This window comes from Flavobacterium sp., assembly GCF_044373165.1.
Classification (GTDB): Bacteria; Bacteroidota; Bacteroidia; order Flavobacteriales; family Flavobacteriaceae; genus Flavobacterium.
The window spans coordinates 62,068-81,200 of the sequence record NZ_JBILQL010000003.1 but is presented as its reverse complement, the minus strand read 5'-3'; the positions used below and the strand labels follow the sequence as shown (position 1 = coordinate 81,200).

Annotated in this window: 18 protein-coding genes; 12 read left to right on the top strand and 6 right to left on the bottom strand. The window is 37.6% G+C overall.

Annotated elements, in window-relative coordinates:
* Positions 1-1,453 (bottom strand): sodium/proton-translocating pyrophosphatase (locus ACIQ32_RS01145; RefSeq protein ID WP_396193812.1); only part of this gene is annotated, 1,453 nt, incomplete at its 3' end.
* A 191-nt stretch (positions 1,454-1,644) separates the two neighbouring features.
* Between ACIQ32_RS01145 and ACIQ32_RS01140 the strand changes: the two genes are divergently transcribed.
* Positions 1,645-2,364: a glycosyltransferase family 2 protein gene (locus ACIQ32_RS01140; RefSeq protein WP_396193811.1), complete on the top strand. Its 720-nt coding sequence runs from the start codon at positions 1,645-1,647 to the stop codon at positions 2,362-2,364.
* Positions 2,361-3,650, top strand: coding sequence for a glycosyltransferase family 39 protein (locus ACIQ32_RS01135; RefSeq protein WP_396193810.1), 1,290 nt, complete (start codon positions 2,361-2,363; stop codon positions 3,648-3,650). The genes ACIQ32_RS01140 and ACIQ32_RS01135 overlap by 4 nt, the downstream gene beginning before the upstream one ends.
* On the opposite strand, the gene ACIQ32_RS01130 is transcribed toward ACIQ32_RS01135, so the two are convergent.
* From ACIQ32_RS01130 to ACIQ32_RS01120, 3 genes are all read right to left on the bottom strand, one after another.
* The gene (locus ACIQ32_RS01130; RefSeq protein WP_396193809.1) at positions 3,640-4,242 is read right to left on the bottom strand and encodes a DNA-3-methyladenine glycosylase family protein; all 603 of its coding nucleotides are present in this window, start codon (positions 4,240-4,242) and stop codon (positions 3,640-3,642) included. The two genes, ACIQ32_RS01135 and ACIQ32_RS01130, sit on opposite strands and share 11 nt — an antisense overlap.
* 1 nt (position 4,243) lies before the next feature.
* Entirely contained in the window at positions 4,244-6,727 is a 2,484-nt protein-coding gene (locus ACIQ32_RS01125; protein ID WP_396193808.1) for a DUF5686 family protein, read from the bottom strand.
* Positions 6,728-6,868: 141 nt separating this feature from the next.
* Complete coding sequence (locus ACIQ32_RS01120) at positions 6,869-7,873, bottom strand: pyruvate dehydrogenase complex E1 component subunit beta (RefSeq protein WP_396193813.1); 1,005 nt, start codon at positions 7,871-7,873, stop codon at positions 6,869-6,871.
* A 210-nt stretch (positions 7,874-8,083) separates the two neighbouring features.
* On the opposite strand from ACIQ32_RS01120, the gene ACIQ32_RS01115 reads away from it, so the two are divergent.
* The 4 genes from ACIQ32_RS01115 to ACIQ32_RS01100 all read left to right on the top strand — a co-directional run bounded on the left by ACIQ32_RS01115 (position 8,084) and on the right by ACIQ32_RS01100 (position 11,714).
* Positions 8,084-8,830 (top strand): electron transfer flavoprotein subunit beta/FixA family protein, encoded by a 747-nt coding sequence (locus tag ACIQ32_RS01115; RefSeq protein ID WP_396193807.1) that lies wholly within the window; start codon positions 8,084-8,086, stop codon positions 8,828-8,830.
* Positions 8,831-8,924: 94 nt separating this feature from the next.
* Entirely contained in the window at positions 8,925-9,893 is a 969-nt protein-coding gene (locus ACIQ32_RS01110) for an electron transfer flavoprotein subunit alpha/FixB family protein (protein WP_396193806.1), read from the top strand.
* Positions 9,894-10,185: 292 nt separating this feature from the next.
* Positions 10,186-10,812 carry a bifunctional nuclease domain-containing protein gene (locus tag ACIQ32_RS01105; protein WP_396193805.1) on the top strand — a complete coding sequence of 209 codons (627 nt, stop codon included), beginning with the start codon at positions 10,186-10,188 and terminating at the stop codon, positions 10,810-10,812.
* Positions 10,813-10,889: 77 nt separating this feature from the next.
* On the top strand, positions 10,890-11,714 hold the full coding sequence (locus ACIQ32_RS01100) for a thymidylate synthase (protein WP_396193804.1): 825 nt from the start codon (positions 10,890-10,892) through the stop codon (positions 11,712-11,714).
* A gap of 55 nt (positions 11,715-11,769) precedes the next feature.
* Here the strand turns inward: ACIQ32_RS01100 and ACIQ32_RS01095 are convergent, their stop codons facing one another.
* Positions 11,770-12,066, bottom strand: coding sequence for an isoamylase early set domain-containing protein (locus tag ACIQ32_RS01095; RefSeq protein WP_396193803.1), 297 nt, complete (start codon positions 12,064-12,066; stop codon positions 11,770-11,772).
* Positions 12,067-12,304: 238 nt separating this feature from the next.
* Here ACIQ32_RS01095 and ACIQ32_RS01090 point away from each other — a divergent pair, with 238 nt between their 5' ends.
* The 4 genes from ACIQ32_RS01090 (at position 12,305) to ACIQ32_RS01075 (ending at position 14,692) form a co-directional block, all read left to right on the top strand.
* On the top strand, positions 12,305-12,640 hold the full coding sequence (locus tag ACIQ32_RS01090; protein WP_396193802.1) for a 2TM domain-containing protein: 336 nt from the start codon (positions 12,305-12,307) through the stop codon (positions 12,638-12,640).
* Positions 12,640-13,122 carry a dihydrofolate reductase gene (locus tag ACIQ32_RS01085; protein WP_396193801.1) on the top strand — a complete coding sequence of 161 codons (483 nt, stop codon included), beginning with the start codon at positions 12,640-12,642 and terminating at the stop codon, positions 13,120-13,122. Before ACIQ32_RS01090 ends, ACIQ32_RS01085 begins: the two co-directional genes overlap by 1 nt.
* Positions 13,123-13,234: 112 nt before the next feature.
* Complete coding sequence (ubiE, locus tag ACIQ32_RS01080) at positions 13,235-13,969, top strand: bifunctional demethylmenaquinone methyltransferase/2-methoxy-6-polyprenyl-1,4-benzoquinol methylase UbiE (RefSeq protein WP_396193800.1); 735 nt, start codon at positions 13,235-13,237, stop codon at positions 13,967-13,969.
* A gap of 21 nt (positions 13,970-13,990) precedes the next feature.
* Positions 13,991-14,692, top strand: a complete 702-nt coding sequence (locus tag ACIQ32_RS01075; RefSeq protein ID WP_396193799.1) for a porin family protein — start codon at positions 13,991-13,993, stop codon at positions 14,690-14,692.
* On the opposite strand, the gene ACIQ32_RS01070 is transcribed toward ACIQ32_RS01075, so the two are convergent.
* Positions 14,689-15,417: a TrmH family RNA methyltransferase gene (locus ACIQ32_RS01070; protein WP_396193797.1), complete on the bottom strand. Its 729-nt coding sequence runs from the start codon at positions 15,415-15,417 to the stop codon at positions 14,689-14,691. The genes ACIQ32_RS01075 and ACIQ32_RS01070 overlap by 4 nt on opposite strands.
* Positions 15,418-15,453: 36 nt before the next feature.
* Between ACIQ32_RS01070 and ACIQ32_RS01065 the strand changes: the two genes are divergently transcribed.
* A complete protein-coding gene (locus tag ACIQ32_RS01065; protein ID WP_396193796.1) occupies positions 15,454-18,003 on the top strand; it encodes a BamA/TamA family outer membrane protein in 2,550 nt (849 codons plus the stop codon).
* 51 nt (positions 18,004-18,054) lie between these two features.
* Positions 18,055-19,122: a class II fructose-bisphosphate aldolase gene (gene fbaA, locus ACIQ32_RS01060; RefSeq protein ID WP_396193795.1), complete on the top strand. Its 1,068-nt coding sequence runs from the start codon at positions 18,055-18,057 to the stop codon at positions 19,120-19,122.
* The last annotated feature ends 11 nt before the right edge of the window (positions 19,123-19,133 follow it).

Genomic DNA, 19,133 nt, shown 5'->3' with positions numbered 1-19,133 from the left:
TATCTGTTCTTGTACGAACTTCTTTTGGCAACTCACTCATTTCAGCGATACCGCCTGCGTTGTCAGAGATTGGTCCGAAAGCGTCGATGGCTAATTGCATAGCCGTTGTGGCCATCATAGCTGAAGCTGCTAAAGCCACACCGTAGAAACCAGCGAAAGCATAAGAAGCCCAGATAGCACCGGCAAATAATAATACGGTTGGGAAAGTAGAAATCATACCAGTAGCTAAACCTGCGATTACGTTAGTTCCTGCACCAGTTGAAGATTTTTGTACAATAGCCAAAACCGGTTTTGTACCTAAACCTGTGTAGTATTCCGTAACAGAAGAGATAACTCCACCTACTACTAATCCAACGATAGTAGCGTAGAACACTCTCATAGAAGAGATTTGTTGTGCGCCTTCACCGAAGAATTCCATAGTCATAACTTCAGGCAACATATATTGCACTAAGAAGAAACAAGATACTGCTGTTAAAATGATAGAAACCCAGTTTCCAACGTTTAATGCTCCTTGTACTTGTTTTTCTTTAGCGTCATCACTTGATATTTTAACTAACATCGTTCCGATGATAGAGAATAAGATTCCGAAACCGGCGATTGCCATTGGCAATAAAATAGGACCAATTCCACCGAAAGCGTCTTCGATTTTTCCGCCCATATCTTTAATTACGTAGTTCCCTAAAACCATCGCAGCCAATACAGTTGCCACATAAGAACCGAATAAATCGGCACCCATACCCGCAACGTCACCTACGTTATCTCCAACGTTATCTGCAATAGTAGCAGGATTTCTTGGATCATCTTCAGGGATTCCTGCTTCAACTTTACCTACTAAGTCGGCACCAACGTCAGCCGCTTTGGTATAAATACCACCACCCACACGAGCAAACAAAGCGATAGATTCCGCTCCTAAAGAGAAACCGGCTAACGTTTCTAAAACGATAGTCATGTCTTCGGTAGAAGTCCAAACCCCATTCATGAAGTAACGGAAGAAAATAATAAAGAAACCAGTCAAACCTAATACGGCTAAACCTGCAACGCCTAATCCCATCACTGTTCCACCGCCAAAAGATACTTTTAAGGCTTGTGGTAAGCTGGAACGAGCGGCTTGTGTTGTTCTTACATTGGTTTTAGTAGCGATTTTCATCCCCATATTTCCGGCTAATGCAGAAAATACAGCTCCAAAAATAAAGGCCACTACAATTAATATATGTGTAGTAGGAACTACAAAAGAAATTCCGGCCAATACAGCACTGGCAATCAGTACAAACACAGCTAACAATCTGTATTCTGCTTTAAGGAAAGCCAAAGCACCTTCGTAGATGTAATCTGAAATCTCTTTCATTTTACCATCTCCGGCATCTTGCTTCAAAACCCAAGCTCTTTTTGCTGCCATAAAAAGCAGACCAATTATCGCCATAACTATCGGCACATAAATCATCATTGATTCCATAAATATAATTTTTGTTATAAATTTTATCGGTCGCAAAAGTAACAAAACTTTAACAAAAAAAAACAATATCACGAATGAATATTAGTTCAATTGGTATACATGATTTTTACAGCCTCTTTTTTTATTTGAGGTTTTAAAATATTGTGTAGTGATACAAAAAAACTATTTTTGAAAAAATATTTCAGTACTTCATGGACATTAAAACGCTTTCTATCATCATTCCGGCTTATAACGAAGGGCCAACTATTTACAAAATACTGGACAAGGTTAAAGCGGTTTCTTTGCTTAACAGCATTGAAAAAGAGATTGTTATAGTAAACGACTGCAGTACTGACAACACCTCAGAAAGTGTAGAAAATTATATTAAAAACAATCCGTCGCTAAATATTAACTTTGTTCAACACTCTGTAAACAAAGGCAAAGGTGCAGCATTGCATACCGGAATTAAAAATGCTTCCGGAGAAGTAATTATCATTCAGGATGCCGATTTGGAATATGATCCGAATGAATACAATATATTATTAAAGCCTATAGTTGATGATGTAGCCGATGTGGTTTACGGCAGTCGGTTCATGGGTGGAAAACCGCATCGCATTTTATTCTTTTGGCACAGTATCGGGAATAAATTCCTTACTTTTTTGAGTAACATGATGACCAATTTGAACTTAACCGACATGGAAACTTGTTATAAAATGTTTCGTTCAGACATCATCAAATCGCTTACCTTAAAAGAAAACCGATTTGGTTTTGAACCGGAAGTGACCGCCAAAATTTCAAAAGTACCCGGCATTCGAATTTATGAAGTTGGCATCAGTTATTACGGAAGAACCTTTGAAGAAGGAAAAAAAATAGGCTGGAAAGATGGATTCAGAGCTATCTACTGTATTTTAAAATATCGTTTTTTTAAATGATTGTTGTCTCTCGAAATACATTGCTGTTTTGGCTTATAATGGGATTTGTCCTTTTGGTCAAAGGGTACTTTCTCTTCAATACTTTTCACAATGGTGACTTCAGCGAAACAACTATTTCAAAAAGCGGTGATGCCGGTCATTATTTTAAAATTGCCAAAAATATCAGCGAATTTCAAAGCTATGCAGACAACAGCACTTCAATAGCTAACGAATCTGCTACATGGCGCCCACCGGTTTGGCCTTTTACCTTATCGTTGTTTTTTTATATCACTTCAAACCCACTTGTCTTGTTATTTCTTAAAGTTGGTTTTGAAACATTAACATTAATCAGTATCATTTGGTTTTTCAGCAAAAAAAACAACTACTCCATAGTATTTTTCGGGGTTTTATTATTGCTTCTTATAGAGCCTCAATACCTCAAATATTCAGCTACATTTCTGTCGGAAAGTTTCACAGCGGTATTGGCTTTACTACTTACTTTTCTCTTTTTAGATCTACGAAAAGACAAGTCTTATCATATCCTTATCCCTATCATAGCCGGATTAACAGTACTAAGCCATCCGGTTTCCGTTTTTTTTGTGGTGACACTTTTTTGCATTTACCTTTTATGTAATGTCAAAAATAATCTCAAAAAGTGTTTCATACATGGTATTCTTTTCAGTGTAATTGTATTGTCGTGGCCCATTCGAAATGCTGTTGTTTTTCATAAAGGATTATATTTAACCGCTTCCCAAGGCGCAACCTTTGCCAAAGGATGGAATGAAAAGGTAATAACCGATTTTACCAATGTTGACGGTGATTTAGCCGATGAAAGTCTGAACTTAAAGTATGTCAATCCTACTGACTTGAAAGAAAGTGGTAAAGGCGTTTTGGAATACAGTCAGCTGTATCAAAAAGGCACTTGGAATTTCATCAAAAGTTTATCCTTTTCGGAGCAAATTAACATTGCTTTCAAAAAATTAAAATCCAATTTTAATCCTTTTCCTGAAAAGCCAAAAGCCGGCTTTTTTGAGCGTCTGTCGGTAGTCTTCAGAATATTGTATTTGGTAACTTTTAGCCAACTTTTAGCCAGAATCATCAGCCGAAAAAAGTTTGATTTTAATTCCCAACGCGACAAAGCTTTTGCAATAGTCTTAGCGGTATTGTTGGGTCAAACTTTAATGTCAATATACATCTACACGGGTTTCCGATTCAATGCGGTTTACTCTTTGACATTGTTGTTGTGCTTTATCCTTATCAATCACCATTGGGCAACCGACAAAATCTATCGTTTCGTTAAAAAATAAATTGACGGTTTCGTTTTACCAAATAATGGTGCCACAAAAAGTAGGTAGCCATGGTTCGGTATGGTTGCCATTTTTTTGCTATTTCGAGCATAGCATCTTTTTGCTCCAAACCGTAAAGCTCTTTGATGGTATTGACTACGGCTACATCACCTATCGGAAGTATATCGGGTGATTGCAATGAAAACATCAAATACACATCGATCGTCCAATGACCGATTCCTTTAATTTTGATTAATTCATTTCTGACCTCATCAGGCTGTTTTTCAGAAAAAGATTCCAACAGCAAACTTTTATCAATTATTGCTGTTGCCAAAGCTTTGAGGTAAGTGTTTTTTTGTCTACTTACACCACAAGCGCGAAGGGTTTCTTCTGATGCTGACAGTATAAATTCTGGAGAAACTTGGCCTAAAACATTTTCAATTTTAAGATAGCAAGCCCGAGCCGATTCTATGGAAACTTGTTGTTCCAAAATGAGTTTGCAAAGGGTTTGAAAACCTTCAGGTCTGGATGGAATAAAAGGTTTACCGTATTGTTGGTACAAACCGTGAAAAACGGGGTCATTTTCTATCAAAAAGGCAATCGCCGGCTCCATTTTAGAAATAGAATCCGAATGATCCTTTGATTGTAAAGTTGTCGGTATCCGGAATGTTTCTGTAATTGGCTCGCCAAGCAAAATCCAAACGGAACACTTTAAAAATATTTCCGATTCCGGCGCTATATTCCCAATAAGGTTTCTCCGGCGCTTGGTAAACTAAGCCTGAGGCATTGATGGCTCTGTTTTCCTCTGAGACCGTTCCGTAAACACCTCTAACACCAACAATCTCTCTAAGATTCAATTTTCTGATGCCCGGAATTCGAGCAAATATCTTTCCGTTAAAATTGTGTTCCCATTGAAAAGTAGCATACTCATCAGCTACAAACTCGTAGAAATTCAAGTTGCTGAAAGTATTTTGAATAATGAAATACGTTTGGTTTCCCGGAACCACGCTCATTAAACCTAATGGTATTTGACCGAAAGTTTTTCCTAATTCCATGGTAAAATTAGAACGTCCTAACGGACCAATAACAATAGGTTGCTTATAGTACAATTGTATTTTTTGGTAATCAAAATCGCTGTCGATAAAGCCTTTGAAACCTTGACTGTAATTGATAAAGAAGCGGCTGTACGGACTGTCTATTTCACGACGTTCTACACCGTAACCGATGGTTTTTCGTTTAGGCGTGAATTCCACTTGCAAGTTCAACTCTGATTGTTTTACCTCGCTGGCGGTTGTAGTGAAAGTATCATCGGTAAAGTAATTTAAACTAAAAGTATCCGAAGCTGACTCTAAAGTTCGATAGGAAAACCCCAGTTGGAAAATGAAGTTCTTCATCGGTTCCATTTCGATTGCCAAAGTACTCAAATTGATATTGGTTAGCTTGCCATTAGCACCGGTTGTAAACAAACCTGAAGAAGCATAACTTCTGCCTAAAACATCATTGGTCGTGGTTAAACTGGCGCCAATTTGCTCTACATCTCTTCTGTTTCCTCCTGAGATGATGATGCGGTTTTTCTTGTCCACCATCCATTTCCCGGATACGCCGTATTTAAATTTATTATCGTCGAAACCATACGCAGTATAAGCTTGAATTCTCCACAGATCATTCGGCCCGAAATAGGTTCTTCCGCCGGCTCTTAGTCGCCAACCTTCTACCTCATTGAACCCAACTGTAGAAAATATGGGTCCGTAGTCTAATTTCCATTTAGGTATTTCGATGTAACCGCTTCCTAAAATTGAAACCAAGCTGTACATTTGTTTGAAACGCTTGACCGTTTTTAAAGTGTCAATCATCTTATAAATTCCAACCTCATCTTTGTTGAGTCGCTCAAAACGATTCTCTTCCCAGTAGTCATCGGATTTAGCATAAACTGAATTGTCTATATAATTGACTTCCTCTTTATAAAATTTCTCAGGTTTTTTTTCATCGAATTTGAAATTGCGGTACAAAGTGGTTCTTTTGCCGTAAACGCCTTTGGATTCTTCTTTTTTGCGAAGAGCGAAATCCGACATCATATAATCACGAGTCGGCAAGAAAACTGAATCGTTTAATACTTCAAATTCCTGTTCGATATAAATGTCTTTTACCCAGTTGATGTTGGCGCTTTTGGTTACCGCCATATTGATGGTTTTGATGGCAAAAGTGGAATCGTTAACCCAGAAATCGCCTTTAAAAGTCAGTTCGTTTTTACGACGCGGATAAAATACAATATTGTAACACCATTTGTTGTCAATAAAAGCCGTATCGGTTAATACATAATTATATACATCTATTCCGGTACGCGATAACGGACTCACAAAACTCTTATCGAAAAAGTTCAGATAGTTATCGTATACATCAAAATCATTGTACAAGTCTTTGATAAACATATTTACACCATCGCCGTTTCCTAAGCCCGAATTTTTATTGGCTTTGAGGATTTCTTTGGTCTTCTTGGCTTCATTATCCCCGTAAAAATCCGAAAGCGATTCGTTGATAAAAATCGGCAAATAGGTTTTACCCGTAACGCTGGACGTGTCTATGTTTTTGAAGACAAACTCCATGCCTTTGAAGAGTTTGTTTTTCATGAAAGCACTGTCGATGGTATTCATATCAAATTCTACCTTCTCATACTTTTCGTATTGGTATTGTTTGAACATTTTCAAACCGTTTTTACGCCGGCGTTCCCATATTTTACGCAAAATATCTAAGGCCGGATTGTCTTTTTTAGAAGTTTTTCCGGCATAAATCTTCACTTCTTTAAGCGCATTGCCTTCGGTTAAAATGACTTTAAAATCGTAATTAACCAACTTCGGCAATTTCACTTCTTTGTCGGGAAATCCAACAAAAGAAACAATAATAGCGGTGTAAGTATCCGGTGCTTCTATGTAGAATCGGCCGTCTTCATTGGAAACTACTCCAATTTGAGAGCCTTTGAAAACGATGTTGGCGTAAGGTACCGGTTGGTTGGTGTTATCGAGTACAATACCACTAACCTTGGTTTGGGCCGAAAGACCACAAGCCAAAAAGAGAACAAGTAACGTAAATATCTTTTTCATGAGCAAAAAAAAACTTCATCGAATTTTGTAAGATGAAGTTTCAAATATAGTTATTTAGACAATTAGATTTTTGACATTTTAAACATGTTAGATTTTTTTATACTTCTTACAATCTAAACTGTCTTAGGGAATCAAATCAGTCTATTTATAGGTTACTTTTTTCACCGCTTTTATTACATCTTCGGCATTTGGCAACCATTCTTTCAACAAGGTTGGTGAATAAGGAGCCGGTGTATCTGCTGTTGTAATTCTTTGGATAGGCGCATCCAAATAATCGAAAGCTCTTTCCTGAACCATATAGGTAATTTCAGAAGCTACACTGGCAAAAGGCCAAGCTTCTTCTAAAACAACCAAACGATTTGTTTTCTTAACAGAATTGATGATAGCATCGTAATCCATTGGACGCACGGTTCTCAAATCGATGATTTCACAAGATATACCTTCTTTGGCCAATTCATCGGCAGCGGCAAAAGCCTCTTTGATAATTTTACCGAAAGAAACAATGGTTACATCCGTTCCGGCTCTTTTGATATCAGCTACTCCTAACGGAAGTGTGTATTCTTCTTCCGGCACTTCGCCTTTGTCACCGTACATTTGCTCCGATTCCATAAAAATCACCGGATCATTATCGCGTATAGCCGATTTCAATAATCCTTTGGCATCATAAGGTGTTGAAGGTACAACCACTTTAAGGCCCGGCGTATTGGCAAACCAATTCTCAAACGCTTGAGAGTGTGTAGCCCCTAATTGACCGGCAGAAGCGGTTGGACCGCGGAATACCATCGGCATTGGGAATTGTCCGGCAGACATTTGACGCATTTTTGCAGCGTTGTTAATAATTTGGTCAATTCCGACCAAAGAGAAATTGAATGTCATGAATTCTACTATAGGTCTGCAACCATTCATAGCCGAACCTACTGCTATTCCGGCAAAACCCAACTCTGCAATTGGAGTATCAATTACTCTTTTAGCACCGAACTCATCCAACATTCCTTTAGAAGCTTTGTAAGCACCATTGTATTCGGCCACTTCTTCACCCATTAAATAAACTGACTCGTCGCGACGCATTTCTTCACTCATCGCCTCGGCAACTGCTTCTCTAAATTGTATCGTTCTCATATTTCGGTTTGTGTTACTGTCTGTAATTTTTGAAAGGCAAAAATAAAAATTAAATACGATTAAAAAACATTTCTGAAGCTTAATTAACTGTTCCTTCAGATGTCAAATTCATCAAGCCAATTTTAACCCGCTACGAAATCGATTGAAATTTGAAAAAATATTATGCACGCATATAAAAATTAAAAATATATTTTATACTTTTACGGTCAGAAAAAAATTCACTTAATAAACACGACAATGAAAATATTAGTTTGCATCAGTCACGTGCCTGATACTACTTCAAAAATCAACTTTGTTAACGGTGATGCGGAATTTGACACCAATGGCGTACAATTCGTAATCAACCCTAACGACGAGTTCGGACTAACCAGAGCCATTTGGTTCCAGGAACAGCAAGGAGCCAATGTTACCGTAGTGAATGTTGGTGGCGCTGATACTGAGCCTACCTTGCGAAAAGCATTAGCCATAGGTGCTAATGAAGCCATTCGTGTAAACGCTACGCCTACTGACGGTTTCTTTGTAGCCAAACAATTAGCCGAAGTCGTAAAACAAGGTGCTTACGATTTAGTAATCTGCGGAAAAGAATCTTTAGATTATAATGGTGGAATGGTTCCCGGTATGTTAGCCGGTTTATTAGACTACAACTTTGTAAACTCTTGCACCGAATTGACTGTAGATGGAAATTCAGCCAAAGCCGCACGTGAAATTGATGGTGGAAAAGAAACTATTACTGCTGCTTTACCTTTGGTTATTGGAGGTCAAAAAGGTTTGGTTGAAGAAAAAGACTTACGCATTCCCAACATGCGCGGTATTATGACAGCAAGAACAAAAGTATTAACTGTTTTAGAACCGGTTGGTGCCAATGTAAACACCAAAGCAGTAAAATTTGAAAAACCGGCTCCTAAATCGGCTGTGAAATTATTTACCGCTGACGATTTAGACGGATTGGTAAATGCACTACACAACGAAGCAAAAGTTATCTAACAGTCGAAAGTCGAATGTCAAAAGTCGAAAGTCGAAAGAAGTATTTTCTTTATGACTTTAGACATTAAAACTTTAAGACACAAAAATAAAAATTATGTCAGTATTAATATACGCAGAATCGGCCGACGGAAAATTCAAAAAAGTTGCTTTTGAATTGGCGTCTTATGCTAAAAAAGTAGCCGAATCATTAGGAACATCAGTTACTGCTGTAACTGTAAACGCAGGAAATGTATCAGATTTATCACAATACGGTGTAAACAAAGTATTAAAAGTTACCAATGATAAATTAGGTGACTTTAATGCGAAAGCATATGCCGATGTTGTAAAACAAGCGGCACAAAAAGAAGGTGCTAAAGTAATTTTGTTGTCTTCAACTACCGATAGTTTATACATGGCGCCGTTAGTGGCCGTTGGTTTAGATGCAGGCTTCGCTTCTAACGTAGTAGGCCTACCGCTAAGCACTTCGCCTTTTCAAGTTAAAAGAACCGCCTTTTCTAACAAAGCTTTCAATATTACAGAAATTACTACCGAAGTAAAAGTATTAAGCTTGGCCAAAAACTCTTACGGTGTATTTGAAAGCGCAGCTTCTGCTTCTGAAGAAGATTTTGCTCCACATTTGAACGAAGCTGATTTCAATGTGAAAGTAGCTTCAGTTGAAAAAACAACCGGTAAAGTAACCATCGCCGATGCAGATGTAGTAGTGTCCGGAGGTCGCGGTTTAAAAGGCCCTGAAAACTGGGGCATGTTAGAAGAATTGGCTTCTGTATTGGGCGCAGCCACCGCATGCTCAAAACCGGTATCCGATTTAGGTTGGAGACCGCACAGTGAACACGTTGGCCAAACCGGAAAACCGGTAGCGACCAACTTGTATATTGCTGTAGGTATTTCGGGAGCTATTCAGCACATCGCCGGAATCAACTCTTCAAAAGTAAAAGTGGTAATCAACAGTGATGCAGAAGCGCCATTCTTCAAAGTAGCCGATTATGGTATTGTAGGTGATGCTTTCGATATTTTACCTCGCTTAACTCAAAAACTAAAAGAGTTCAAAGCCCAAAACGCTTAAACTTTTAACAATACTTATCAAAGAGCCGTTGAAAACAAAATTTTAACGGCTCTTTTTTTATCTCATCCATTTTCAGAAGCGAAAAGTTTTTGTTACTTTGCAGTCCATATTCCTGCCATACACTGCAATCTTTTTGTGTATTTCCCTTCCGCTTCCGCTACAGGGCAATCCAAAAAAAGGATTTCCGTTGCTGTCAGGGCTAAGAAGGGAATTGTATTGAACTTTTGGAAACTTATTCGTCTAATTTTCAATTCTGAAATCCAAAATCTAATATCAGCAATCTAGAATCTAAATGAGTTTAGTAAAACTAACCATAAAAGGAATATCCTATAGCCAAACCCAAAACGGTGCTTACGCCCTGATTTTAAATGAAGTAGACGGCGAAAGAAAATTACCCATAGTTATTGGTGCTTTTGAAGCGCAATCTATTGCCATTGCTTTAGAAAAAGAAATCAAACCCCCGAGACCGTTAACCCATGATTTATTCAAAAGTTTCGCCGACCGATTTGATATTGTGGTTAAACAAGTGATTATTCATAAATTGGTAGACGGTGTTTTTTACTCCAGTATCATTTGCGAACGCGACAAAATAGAGGAAATCATTGATGCCCGAACTTCAGATGCCATTGCTTTGGCGCTCCGTTTCAACGCTCCGATTTTTACCTACAAAAACATCTTGGATAAAGCCGGTATTTACCTAAATACCAATCCGGCTGACCTTGACAATCAAAATGCAGAAGATGATGGCGTGCTATCAACTCCGGAAACTTTCGGATTAGACAGCGAAGGTAATGCCGGTGACACTTATGTAAGCATGAGTCTTTCCGAATTGCACGAAGCTTTAGAAAAAGCTGTTCAAGACGAAGATTACGAAAAAGCAGCGAAGATTAGAGACGAAATATCGAAAAGAGAATCATAAAAGAGCAATCAGCCATAAGCCTTTAGCAGTTAGCTAAAAGCTGAACGCTGAACGCTGAACGCTAAAAGCTATAAAAAATGAAGCAGTACCACGATTTAATGCGACACGTTTTAGAAAACGGTTGCCAAAAAGGAGACAGAACCGGAACCGGAACCAAAAGTGTTTTCGGCTACCAAATGCGTTTTGATTTAAGCGAAGGCTTTCCGATGGTAACCACAAAAAAACTGCACTTAAAATCGATAATCTATGAATTGCTTTGGTTTTTGAAAGGCGACACTAACATTGGCTATTTAAAAGAAAACGGTGTTAAAATTTGGGACGAATGGGCTGATGAAAACGGCGATTTGGGTCCGGTATACGGGCATCAGTGGCGCAATTGGAACAGCGAAGAAATTGACCAAATCACCGAATTAATTGACACTTTAAAAACCAACCCTAATAGCCGACGCATGTTGGTTTCGGCTTGGAATCCTTCCGTTTTGCCGGATACTTCTAAATCATTTGCAGAGAATGTGGCCAATGGCAAAGCCGCTTTACCACCCTGTCATGCGTTCTTTCAGTTTTATGTCGCCGATGGAAAGTTGTCTTGTCAATTGTACCAACGAAGTGCCGACATTTTCTTAGGTGTACCGTTTAATATTGCTTCTTATGCTTTGTTTACGATGATGATTGCCCAAGTTTGCGAATTGAAAGTGGGCGAATTCATTCACACTTTTGGCGACGCACACATTTACAACAACCATTTCGAACAAGTAGAATTGCAGCTGTCACGCGAACCAAGACCTTTACCAAAAATGATTTTAAATCCGGAAGTGAAAAACATCTTCGACTTCACTTTCGAAGATTTCACTTTGTTGGATTATGATCCGCATCCGCATATCAAAGGACAAGTAGCGGTATAAACAAAAAAATCCGTCTCGAAACCGAAACGGATTTTTACCTAACCAAAACTAAAACCTATAGTGCCAAAACACTATTTTCTGAACCGGCAAATTCGTTATAAGCATAACTGTCTGCCTGTGGATCATTTACATAAGAACCGTCCACTAAATATTTAAATTCGAAAGAATTGTCTTTGGGTAAATCAAAAGTTGCTTTAAAAGTGCCGTTTTTCAATTTAGACAACTCACCTTCAGCCGGATTCCAATTGTTAAAATCCCCGATAACTGCTGCAGCATTTGCTTCTTTTGCTTCGATTGAAAAGGTAACTTTAACAACCGGTTTTGTTTTTATAACTTGTTTCTTGATAGCCATAACTATTTCATTTATAGATTACTGAGGCAAAGTAAAGCGATTTTTTTATAGGTTTTACAAGTCGAATTATTTTTACGAGATTTGTAAAAAGTGTAGTCATTTAAAAGAAGATTTACAATTTATATGCCTATAAATTTTACATCCGCCATTAAGAAATCGGTTTCGTAATGCATTATCACGAAAACAGATTTTCCCATTTTAAAAATAAATTTTACCTTTAAGGCACAAATTTCGTCTTATGGAGCCCAATCAACACGAATTATATGAGTACGCACGTGACCGAATCAGGCAAAAAAAACGTTTATTTCAGCATTTTATAGTTTTTGGTATTGGCTGTGTATTTCTGTTTGCGGCCAATCATTTGCTTTCTTATCACGATGAAACCAATTGGTGGATTTGGGTAGCCAGTTTGTGGTGCTGTCTATTTGTATTTCATCTTATCAAGGTTTTGGTGACCGATAGTTTTATGAATAAAAACTGGGAACGGGCACAAATAGATAAGCTCATGTTGAAGCAACATAAAAAAATAGAGCAACTCAAAAACGACTTAGAAAATTCCAAACCCAATCCATAATGATTACAGTAATCGCCGCTGTGGCGGAAAACAATGCCTTAGGAAAAGAGAACCAGCTGCTTTGGCATCTGCCCGATGATTTTAAAAGATTCAAAACACTAACTTCGGGACATTACATTATTATGGGTCGAAAAACATTTGAAAGTTTCCCGAAACCACTTCCCAACAGAACTCATGTTATTGTTTCCCGCCAGTCGAACTATCAACCGGAAGGCTGTATAGTAGTTAATTCATTAGAAAAGGCAATCGAAGTCTGCCCAAAAACCGAAGAAGTATTTGTGATTGGCGGCGGTGAAATTTACCGTCAATCAATCAAAGTTGCCGACAAACTCGACTTGACCAAAGTACATTTTTCTTTTGAAGCCGATACTTATTTCCCGGAAATCGACTTTACTCAATGGCAATTGGTTTTTGAAGAATTCCATCCGAAAGACGATCGACATGACTATGCTTTTACCTTTCAAACATATTTGAGGAAGTAATGTATACAAAGCGGTTTATTCAAGAACTTATTTTTACTTTTTCAAAGCGCTGAAATTAATGAACTTTGCAAGTCTGTACTTTAATAGCGTATATTTGCAGAAAATTGCAACAATGTCAAAGCAAATCACTCCTTACAAAGAATCTACCCTTGGTAAAAAAGAACAAGTTACCCAAATGTTCGACAACATCTCGGGTGAATACGACGGTTTAAATCGAGTAATTTCATTGGGAATTGATATGAAATGGCGCCAAAAAGTCATTGCTTTGGTCAAAGCCCAAAACCCAAAAAACGCTCTTGATATTGCCACCGGAACCGGAGATTTAGCCATTATGATGGCAGAAGCTACAGCCGCAGAAAAAATCATTGGCTTGGATTTGTCTGTAGGCATGTTGGATGTTGGAAAGAAAAAAGTACTGCAAAAAAATTTAGCCGACAAAATCGAGATGGTGGTTGGCGACAGTGAAAACATTCCTTATCCCGACAATTATTTTGACGCCATTACCGTTTCTTTCGGCATCAGGAACTTTGAAACCTTAGAAAAAGGATTAGCAGAAATTTACCGAGTACTCAAACCCGGCGGTCTTTTTGTAATTTTAGAAACTTCGGTGCCAACAAAATTTCCATTCAAACAAGGGTATGCTTTTCACACCAAAGTGATATTGCCATTGGTTGGCAAGTTATTTTCCAAAGACAACAGCGCTTACGGTTATCTTTCGGAATCGGCCAGTCATTTTCCGTTTGGGGAAGCTTTAAACAATATTTTAAGGAAAGTTTCGTTTATGGACTGTAAAGCCATGCCACAAACCTTTGGTGTAGCCACAATATATACCGCTACCAAAAAATAAAATATGTACTTTAGCCAAAGCATGAAAAAGTTAATTGTCCTATTTATATTGATTACTTCAGCTTCCCAAGCGCAATTCGGGAGAAGTACTTTTGCCAAAGATCCTATCATTAACTTGGAGAATTTTGATAAGCAAAGAGTTTATTGGGGTTATTTTTTGGGCTTTAGTACTTTCGATTTTAAAACCGACTACAAAGTACCGGGACAAGATATCAATGTCAAAGGCAATACCGGTTTTAATGTAGGATTAGTGGGTGTTTTACGACTCCATGAATATTTAGAATTGCGTTTTGAACCCGGATTATATTATGCCAGCCGAACCTTAACTTATGATGGGTTTACAAGCGACAGAGACGCCATTCGAGAAGTAAAAGCTACTTACATAGACTTTCCTTTGATGCTTAAATTTTCCTCGCTCCGAACCGGAAACGTAAGGCCTTATTTGTTAGGTGGCTTAGGAACAACCTTGAATTTGTCGAGCAATTCAAAGTCTAAAGATGATAACTTGGAACAAAAATTCAGGGTAAAGCCATGGACTCAAAATTACACCTTTGGTTTCGGTATTGATTTGTATTTTGAATACTTTAAATTTTCACCTTCTATCCGTGGTGTTTTCGGTTTTAATGATGAACTGATTCGCGATGACGATCCAAACAGTCCTTGGACCGGTAATATAGAATCGTTAAAAACCCGTGCGGTTTTAATCAACTTTACTTTCCATTAAGAATTTCTTCTAAACTCGCTTAAAAATATAGCGGTCGCAGTAGCAACATTTAAGCTTTCGGTTTGTTGAAGGTCTCCAAATCTCGGGATGGCAATTCTGTTTTTGATGTTTTTCTCCAAGGCTGATGAAATGCCATTGGCTTCGTTACCAAAAATTAAAATACCTTCAAAAGGCAAAGTTTCCTTATAAATATTGTTTCCATCCATAAAAGTTCCAAAAACCGGTAAAGGCGTTTGGGCCACAAATTCATTCAAATCCAAATAATTCACCTGAACGCGTGTAATAGAACCCATTGTAGCCTGAACTACCTTAGGATTGAAAACATCAACTGTTTCTTCTGAACACACCAATTGTTTTACCCCAAACCAATCACACAGGCGTATGATGGTTCCTAAATTTCCCGGATCTCTAATATCATCCAAAGCTACTATGAGTCCATTATTAACAACTTCTTTCTGTTTCGGAATATGAAAAACAGCCAAACAGGAACTGGGCGAATGGAGAGCCGAAATCCGTTTCATATCGGCTTCTTTGATTATGGTTTTTTGAGCAGTCGGTACAGTGTCAAAAATACTTTCGGTTACAAATAAATGTTCAAGCATGATATTTGATTGCAACAATTCCTGTATTACTTTTACCCCTTCAGCTATAAACAATTGATGCTCGTTTCTGTATTTTTTTTGTTGAAGACTTGTAATTAATTTTATTTGGTTTTTACTAACCATAAAATACTGTATTTTTGAATTAAATATATACACCTTTTGAAAAAGAGTCTCACAAAAATATTACTATTTATTCTAATTGGACTAATTATCTTTGGATGCAACTCTACTAAAAGAGTTCCAGACGGAAGAAAGCTCCTCACCAAAAATGACATCTATGTTGATGACAAAAAAGACAATTCTGAGGATGTTTTCAATCAATTGTACCAAAAACAAAATAGTGCTATTTTTGGATTTCCGCTTAGATTGAACATTCACAATTTGGCCAAAGCCAAATCAGATTCGCTATTCAAAGCCAAAATGATTCAAAATCCAAAGCGTTACTACAGAAAAGCCAAATGGTTATCCAAAAAACAAGTAAAGCGTCTCGGAGAATCTTTCTTGTATTCGGGTATAGATAACTTTTTAAGAAAAACAGGTGAAGCGCCCGTAATTTTAGACACCAGCAGTACTCGTAAATCCCTCAAAAGATTGCGTTCTTATTACTTTAATCGCGGCTATTTTGACGTTTCAACACAATTCAAAATTGATACCCTTAGTGATAAAAAAGTAAAATTGCGGTATGACATTAAAACCGGCAAGCCTTACATCATAGACAGCTTAAAAAGCTATATTTCGAGTCCGTCATTGGATTCAATTTACCAATCCAAAAAACAAAACTCTTTGCTAAAATCAAAACAAAAGTTTGAAACTGCAGTTTTTGATGAAGAAAGAAAACGAATTACAGAAGACTTCAGAAACAACGGCGCCTATCGATTCCAACAAAACTATGTAACTTTTGACATCGATACTTTAAAAAAGACAAATGTAGCCAATGTTGATTTGGTGATAGAAAACGAATCTATTCGAGTGGAGGACAGTTTAAAAACGCAACCTTTTGCATTGTATAAAATCAGCAAAGTCAATATTTTTACTGATCACAGCCCAACAAATGTTACTGCGCCAATCAAAGATAGTGTGGTGTATAACGATTTTACACTCTACAGCACCAACAAACTTAAATACCGTCCTAAAGCCATTACTGACGGGATTTTTGTAACCAAAGGCAATTATTTCTCCGATTTCAGGTCTTCTATTACTTCAAGGTATTTGAGTAATCTTAAAGTTTTCAATTATCCACTGATTCAATATGTGGAAGACAAAACTCAAAAAAACAGTTTGATTGCCAATGTTTATTTAACCCCAAGAAAAAAATACACTTTTGGTTTTTCGACCGATTTTACCCATTCAAACATACAGGATTTCGGGATTACCGGAAACACTTTTTTAGGCATTCGAAATGTTTTTAACGGAGCAGAAACTTTTGAAATAGGATTTAGAGGCAATATTGGCTCTTCCAAAGATTTGGCCAATCCTAATAATACTTTCTTCAACATCTCGGAAATTGGGGTGGATGCCAAATTGAATTTTCCGCGTATTTTTCTGCCGTTCAAAACAGACAAAATCATTCCGAAAACCATGATTCCTTTCACTACTTTGAGTGTAGGTTATGCTAAGCAAACCAATATCGGTCTCGACAAACAAAATTTCACCAGTTCCTTAACATACAATTGGACACCCAAAAGAAATACCAACTTCAAGCTGGACTTAATCAATATTCAGTTTGTAAAAAACCTTAATCCTTCTAACTATTTCAACATTTACCAATCGTCTTACAATACTTTGAATGAAATAGCCCAAAATTACTTACCGGCTACTTCTCCTTATTTTAATCCAGAAACAGGTACATTATTCATTGAAGAAGGAACCAACGGCTTCTTGAATGATGTCGCTAACGGCAATGTTTCGCTTTCGCTGGCAGACGCCAAATCATTGTTAAGTATAGTAGAAAGAAGACAAAGACTGATTGAAAACAACTTGATTTTTGCTACTAATATTTCCTATACCAAAACTTCCAAAAAAGACATTTTAGACAACGAATTTTACGCCTTCAAAGCCAAAGTAGAATCGGCCGGAAACCTACTTTCCTTTTTGGCACGAGCTGCCAAACAGTTACAAAACCAAAACGGAGCGAATACCTTTTTGGATGTTGAATTCTCACAATATTTTAAAACTGAATTTGAATACATCAAACATTGGGATTTGAGTCGAAAGAAAGTTTTTGCCACCAGAGTTTTTGCCGGAATTGCTATTCCATATGGTAACTCTGAAGACGTACCGTTTTCCCGAAGTTATTTTGCGGGAGGAACTAATGACAACAGGGCTTGGCAATCATATAGTCTTGGACCTGGCGCCAGTGGAAGCTTCCTTGATTTTAACGAAGCGAACATGAAATTGGCCCTAAGTGCTGAATTTCGTTTCAACATTTTCCAACAACTCAACGGCGCACTTTTTACTGATATTGGTAACATTTGGAACGTATTGGACAATTCTAAAAACGAAGCGGCAACTTTCGAGGGCATACAATCGCTTCAAAACATTGCCATCGGAAGTGGTTTCGGCTTCCGATATGACTTTAATTTCTTTATTGTCAGATTGGATTTAGGATTCAAAACTTATAACCCATCAGAGTTTGTTAACGATAAATGGTTTAAAGAAATGCGCTTTAATAAATCGGTTTTAAATATTGGAATAAATTACCCTTTCTAAAATCAGAAATTATTATTTTTGTAACCTTAACTTTTAAAACGACACAAAACAATGGCTCACAATATCAAGCCCGGAGTAGCTACAGGAGACGAAGTTCAAGCAATTTTTAACTACGCCAAAGAAAAAGGATTTGCTTTACCGGCTGTAAATGTTATCGGATCAAGCACAATAAATGGTGTTTTAGAAACAGCCGCCAAATTAAATGCTCCTGTAATCATTCAGTTTTCAAATGGCGGAGCACAATTCAATGCCGGAAAAGGACTTTCAAATGCAGGAGAAAAAGCAGCCATTGCCGGTGCAGTTGCGGGAGCTAAACACATACATACTTTGGCAGAAGCTTATGGCGCCACTGTAATTTTGCATACTGACCATTGTGCCAAAAAATTATTACCTTGGATTGATGGCTTACTAGACGCTTCGGAGAAACATTTTGCCGAAACCGGAAAATCGTTATTCTCTTCTCACATGATTGATTTGTCAGAAGAACCATTACATGAAAACATCGAAATTTGTAAAGAATACCTATCTCGTATGAGCAAAATGGGTATGACTTTAGAAATCGAATTAGGTATTACAGGTGGTGAAGAAGACGGTGTAGACAACTCTGATGTTGACAGTTCAAAATTATACACCCAACCGGAAGAAGTAGCTTTCGCTTATGAAGAATTGATGAAAGTATCTCCTAAATTTACTATCGCGGCAGCTTTCGGAAACGTTCACGGTGTTTACAAACCGGGTAACGTTAAATTGACTCCGAAAATCTTGAAAAATTCACAAGATTATGTTCAAAACAAATTCAACACAGGTCACAACCCCGTTGACTTTGTATTCCACGGTGGTTCAGGTTCTACTTTGGAAGAAATCAGAGAAGCTATCTCTTACGGAGTAATCAAAATGAATATCGATACGGATTTACAATTTGCCTTTACCGAAGGCATCCGAGATTATATGACTTCAAAAATTGATTATTTAAGAACCCAAATCGGAAGTCCGGAAGGCGCCGATTCCCCTAACAAAAAACACTACGATCCAAGAAAATGGATTCGTGAAGGAGAAGTGACTTTCAATACAAGATTAGAGCAAGCTTTTGCCGACTTGAATAACGTAAACACCTTATAAAGTACGAAGTA

Coding starts and splice junctions, on each gene's coding strand:
- ACIQ32_RS01140 (WP_396193811.1), top strand. CDS start 1,645: ATGGACATTAAAACGCTTTCTATCATCATTCCGGCTTATAACGAAGGG.
- ACIQ32_RS01135 (WP_396193810.1), top strand. CDS start 2,361: ATGATTGTTGTCTCTCGAAATACATTGCTGTTTTGGCTTATAATGGGA.
- ACIQ32_RS01130 (WP_396193809.1), bottom strand. CDS start 4,242: ATGGAGCCGGCGATTGCCTTTTTGATAGAAAATGACCCCGTTTTTCAC.
- ACIQ32_RS01125 (WP_396193808.1), bottom strand. CDS start 6,727: ATGAAAAAGATATTTACGTTACTTGTTCTCTTTTTGGCTTGTGGTCTT.
- ACIQ32_RS01115 (WP_396193807.1), top strand. CDS start 8,084: ATGAAAATATTAGTTTGCATCAGTCACGTGCCTGATACTACTTCAAAA.
- ACIQ32_RS01110 (WP_396193806.1), top strand. CDS start 8,925: ATGTCAGTATTAATATACGCAGAATCGGCCGACGGAAAATTCAAAAAA.
- ACIQ32_RS01105 (WP_396193805.1), top strand. CDS start 10,186: ATGAGTTTAGTAAAACTAACCATAAAAGGAATATCCTATAGCCAAACC.
- ACIQ32_RS01100 (WP_396193804.1), top strand. CDS start 10,890: ATGAAGCAGTACCACGATTTAATGCGACACGTTTTAGAAAACGGTTGC.
- ACIQ32_RS01095 (WP_396193803.1), bottom strand. CDS start 12,066: ATGGCTATCAAGAAACAAGTTATAAAAACAAAACCGGTTGTTAAAGTT.
- ACIQ32_RS01090 (WP_396193802.1), top strand. CDS start 12,305: ATGGAGCCCAATCAACACGAATTATATGAGTACGCACGTGACCGAATC.
- ACIQ32_RS01085 (WP_396193801.1), top strand. CDS start 12,640: ATGATTACAGTAATCGCCGCTGTGGCGGAAAACAATGCCTTAGGAAAA.
- ubiE (WP_396193800.1), top strand. CDS start 13,235: ATGTCAAAGCAAATCACTCCTTACAAAGAATCTACCCTTGGTAAAAAA.
- ACIQ32_RS01075 (WP_396193799.1), top strand. CDS start 13,991: ATGAAAAAGTTAATTGTCCTATTTATATTGATTACTTCAGCTTCCCAA.
- ACIQ32_RS01070 (WP_396193797.1), bottom strand. CDS start 15,417: ATGGTTAGTAAAAACCAAATAAAATTAATTACAAGTCTTCAACAAAAA.
- fbaA (WP_396193795.1), top strand. CDS start 18,055: ATGGCTCACAATATCAAGCCCGGAGTAGCTACAGGAGACGAAGTTCAA.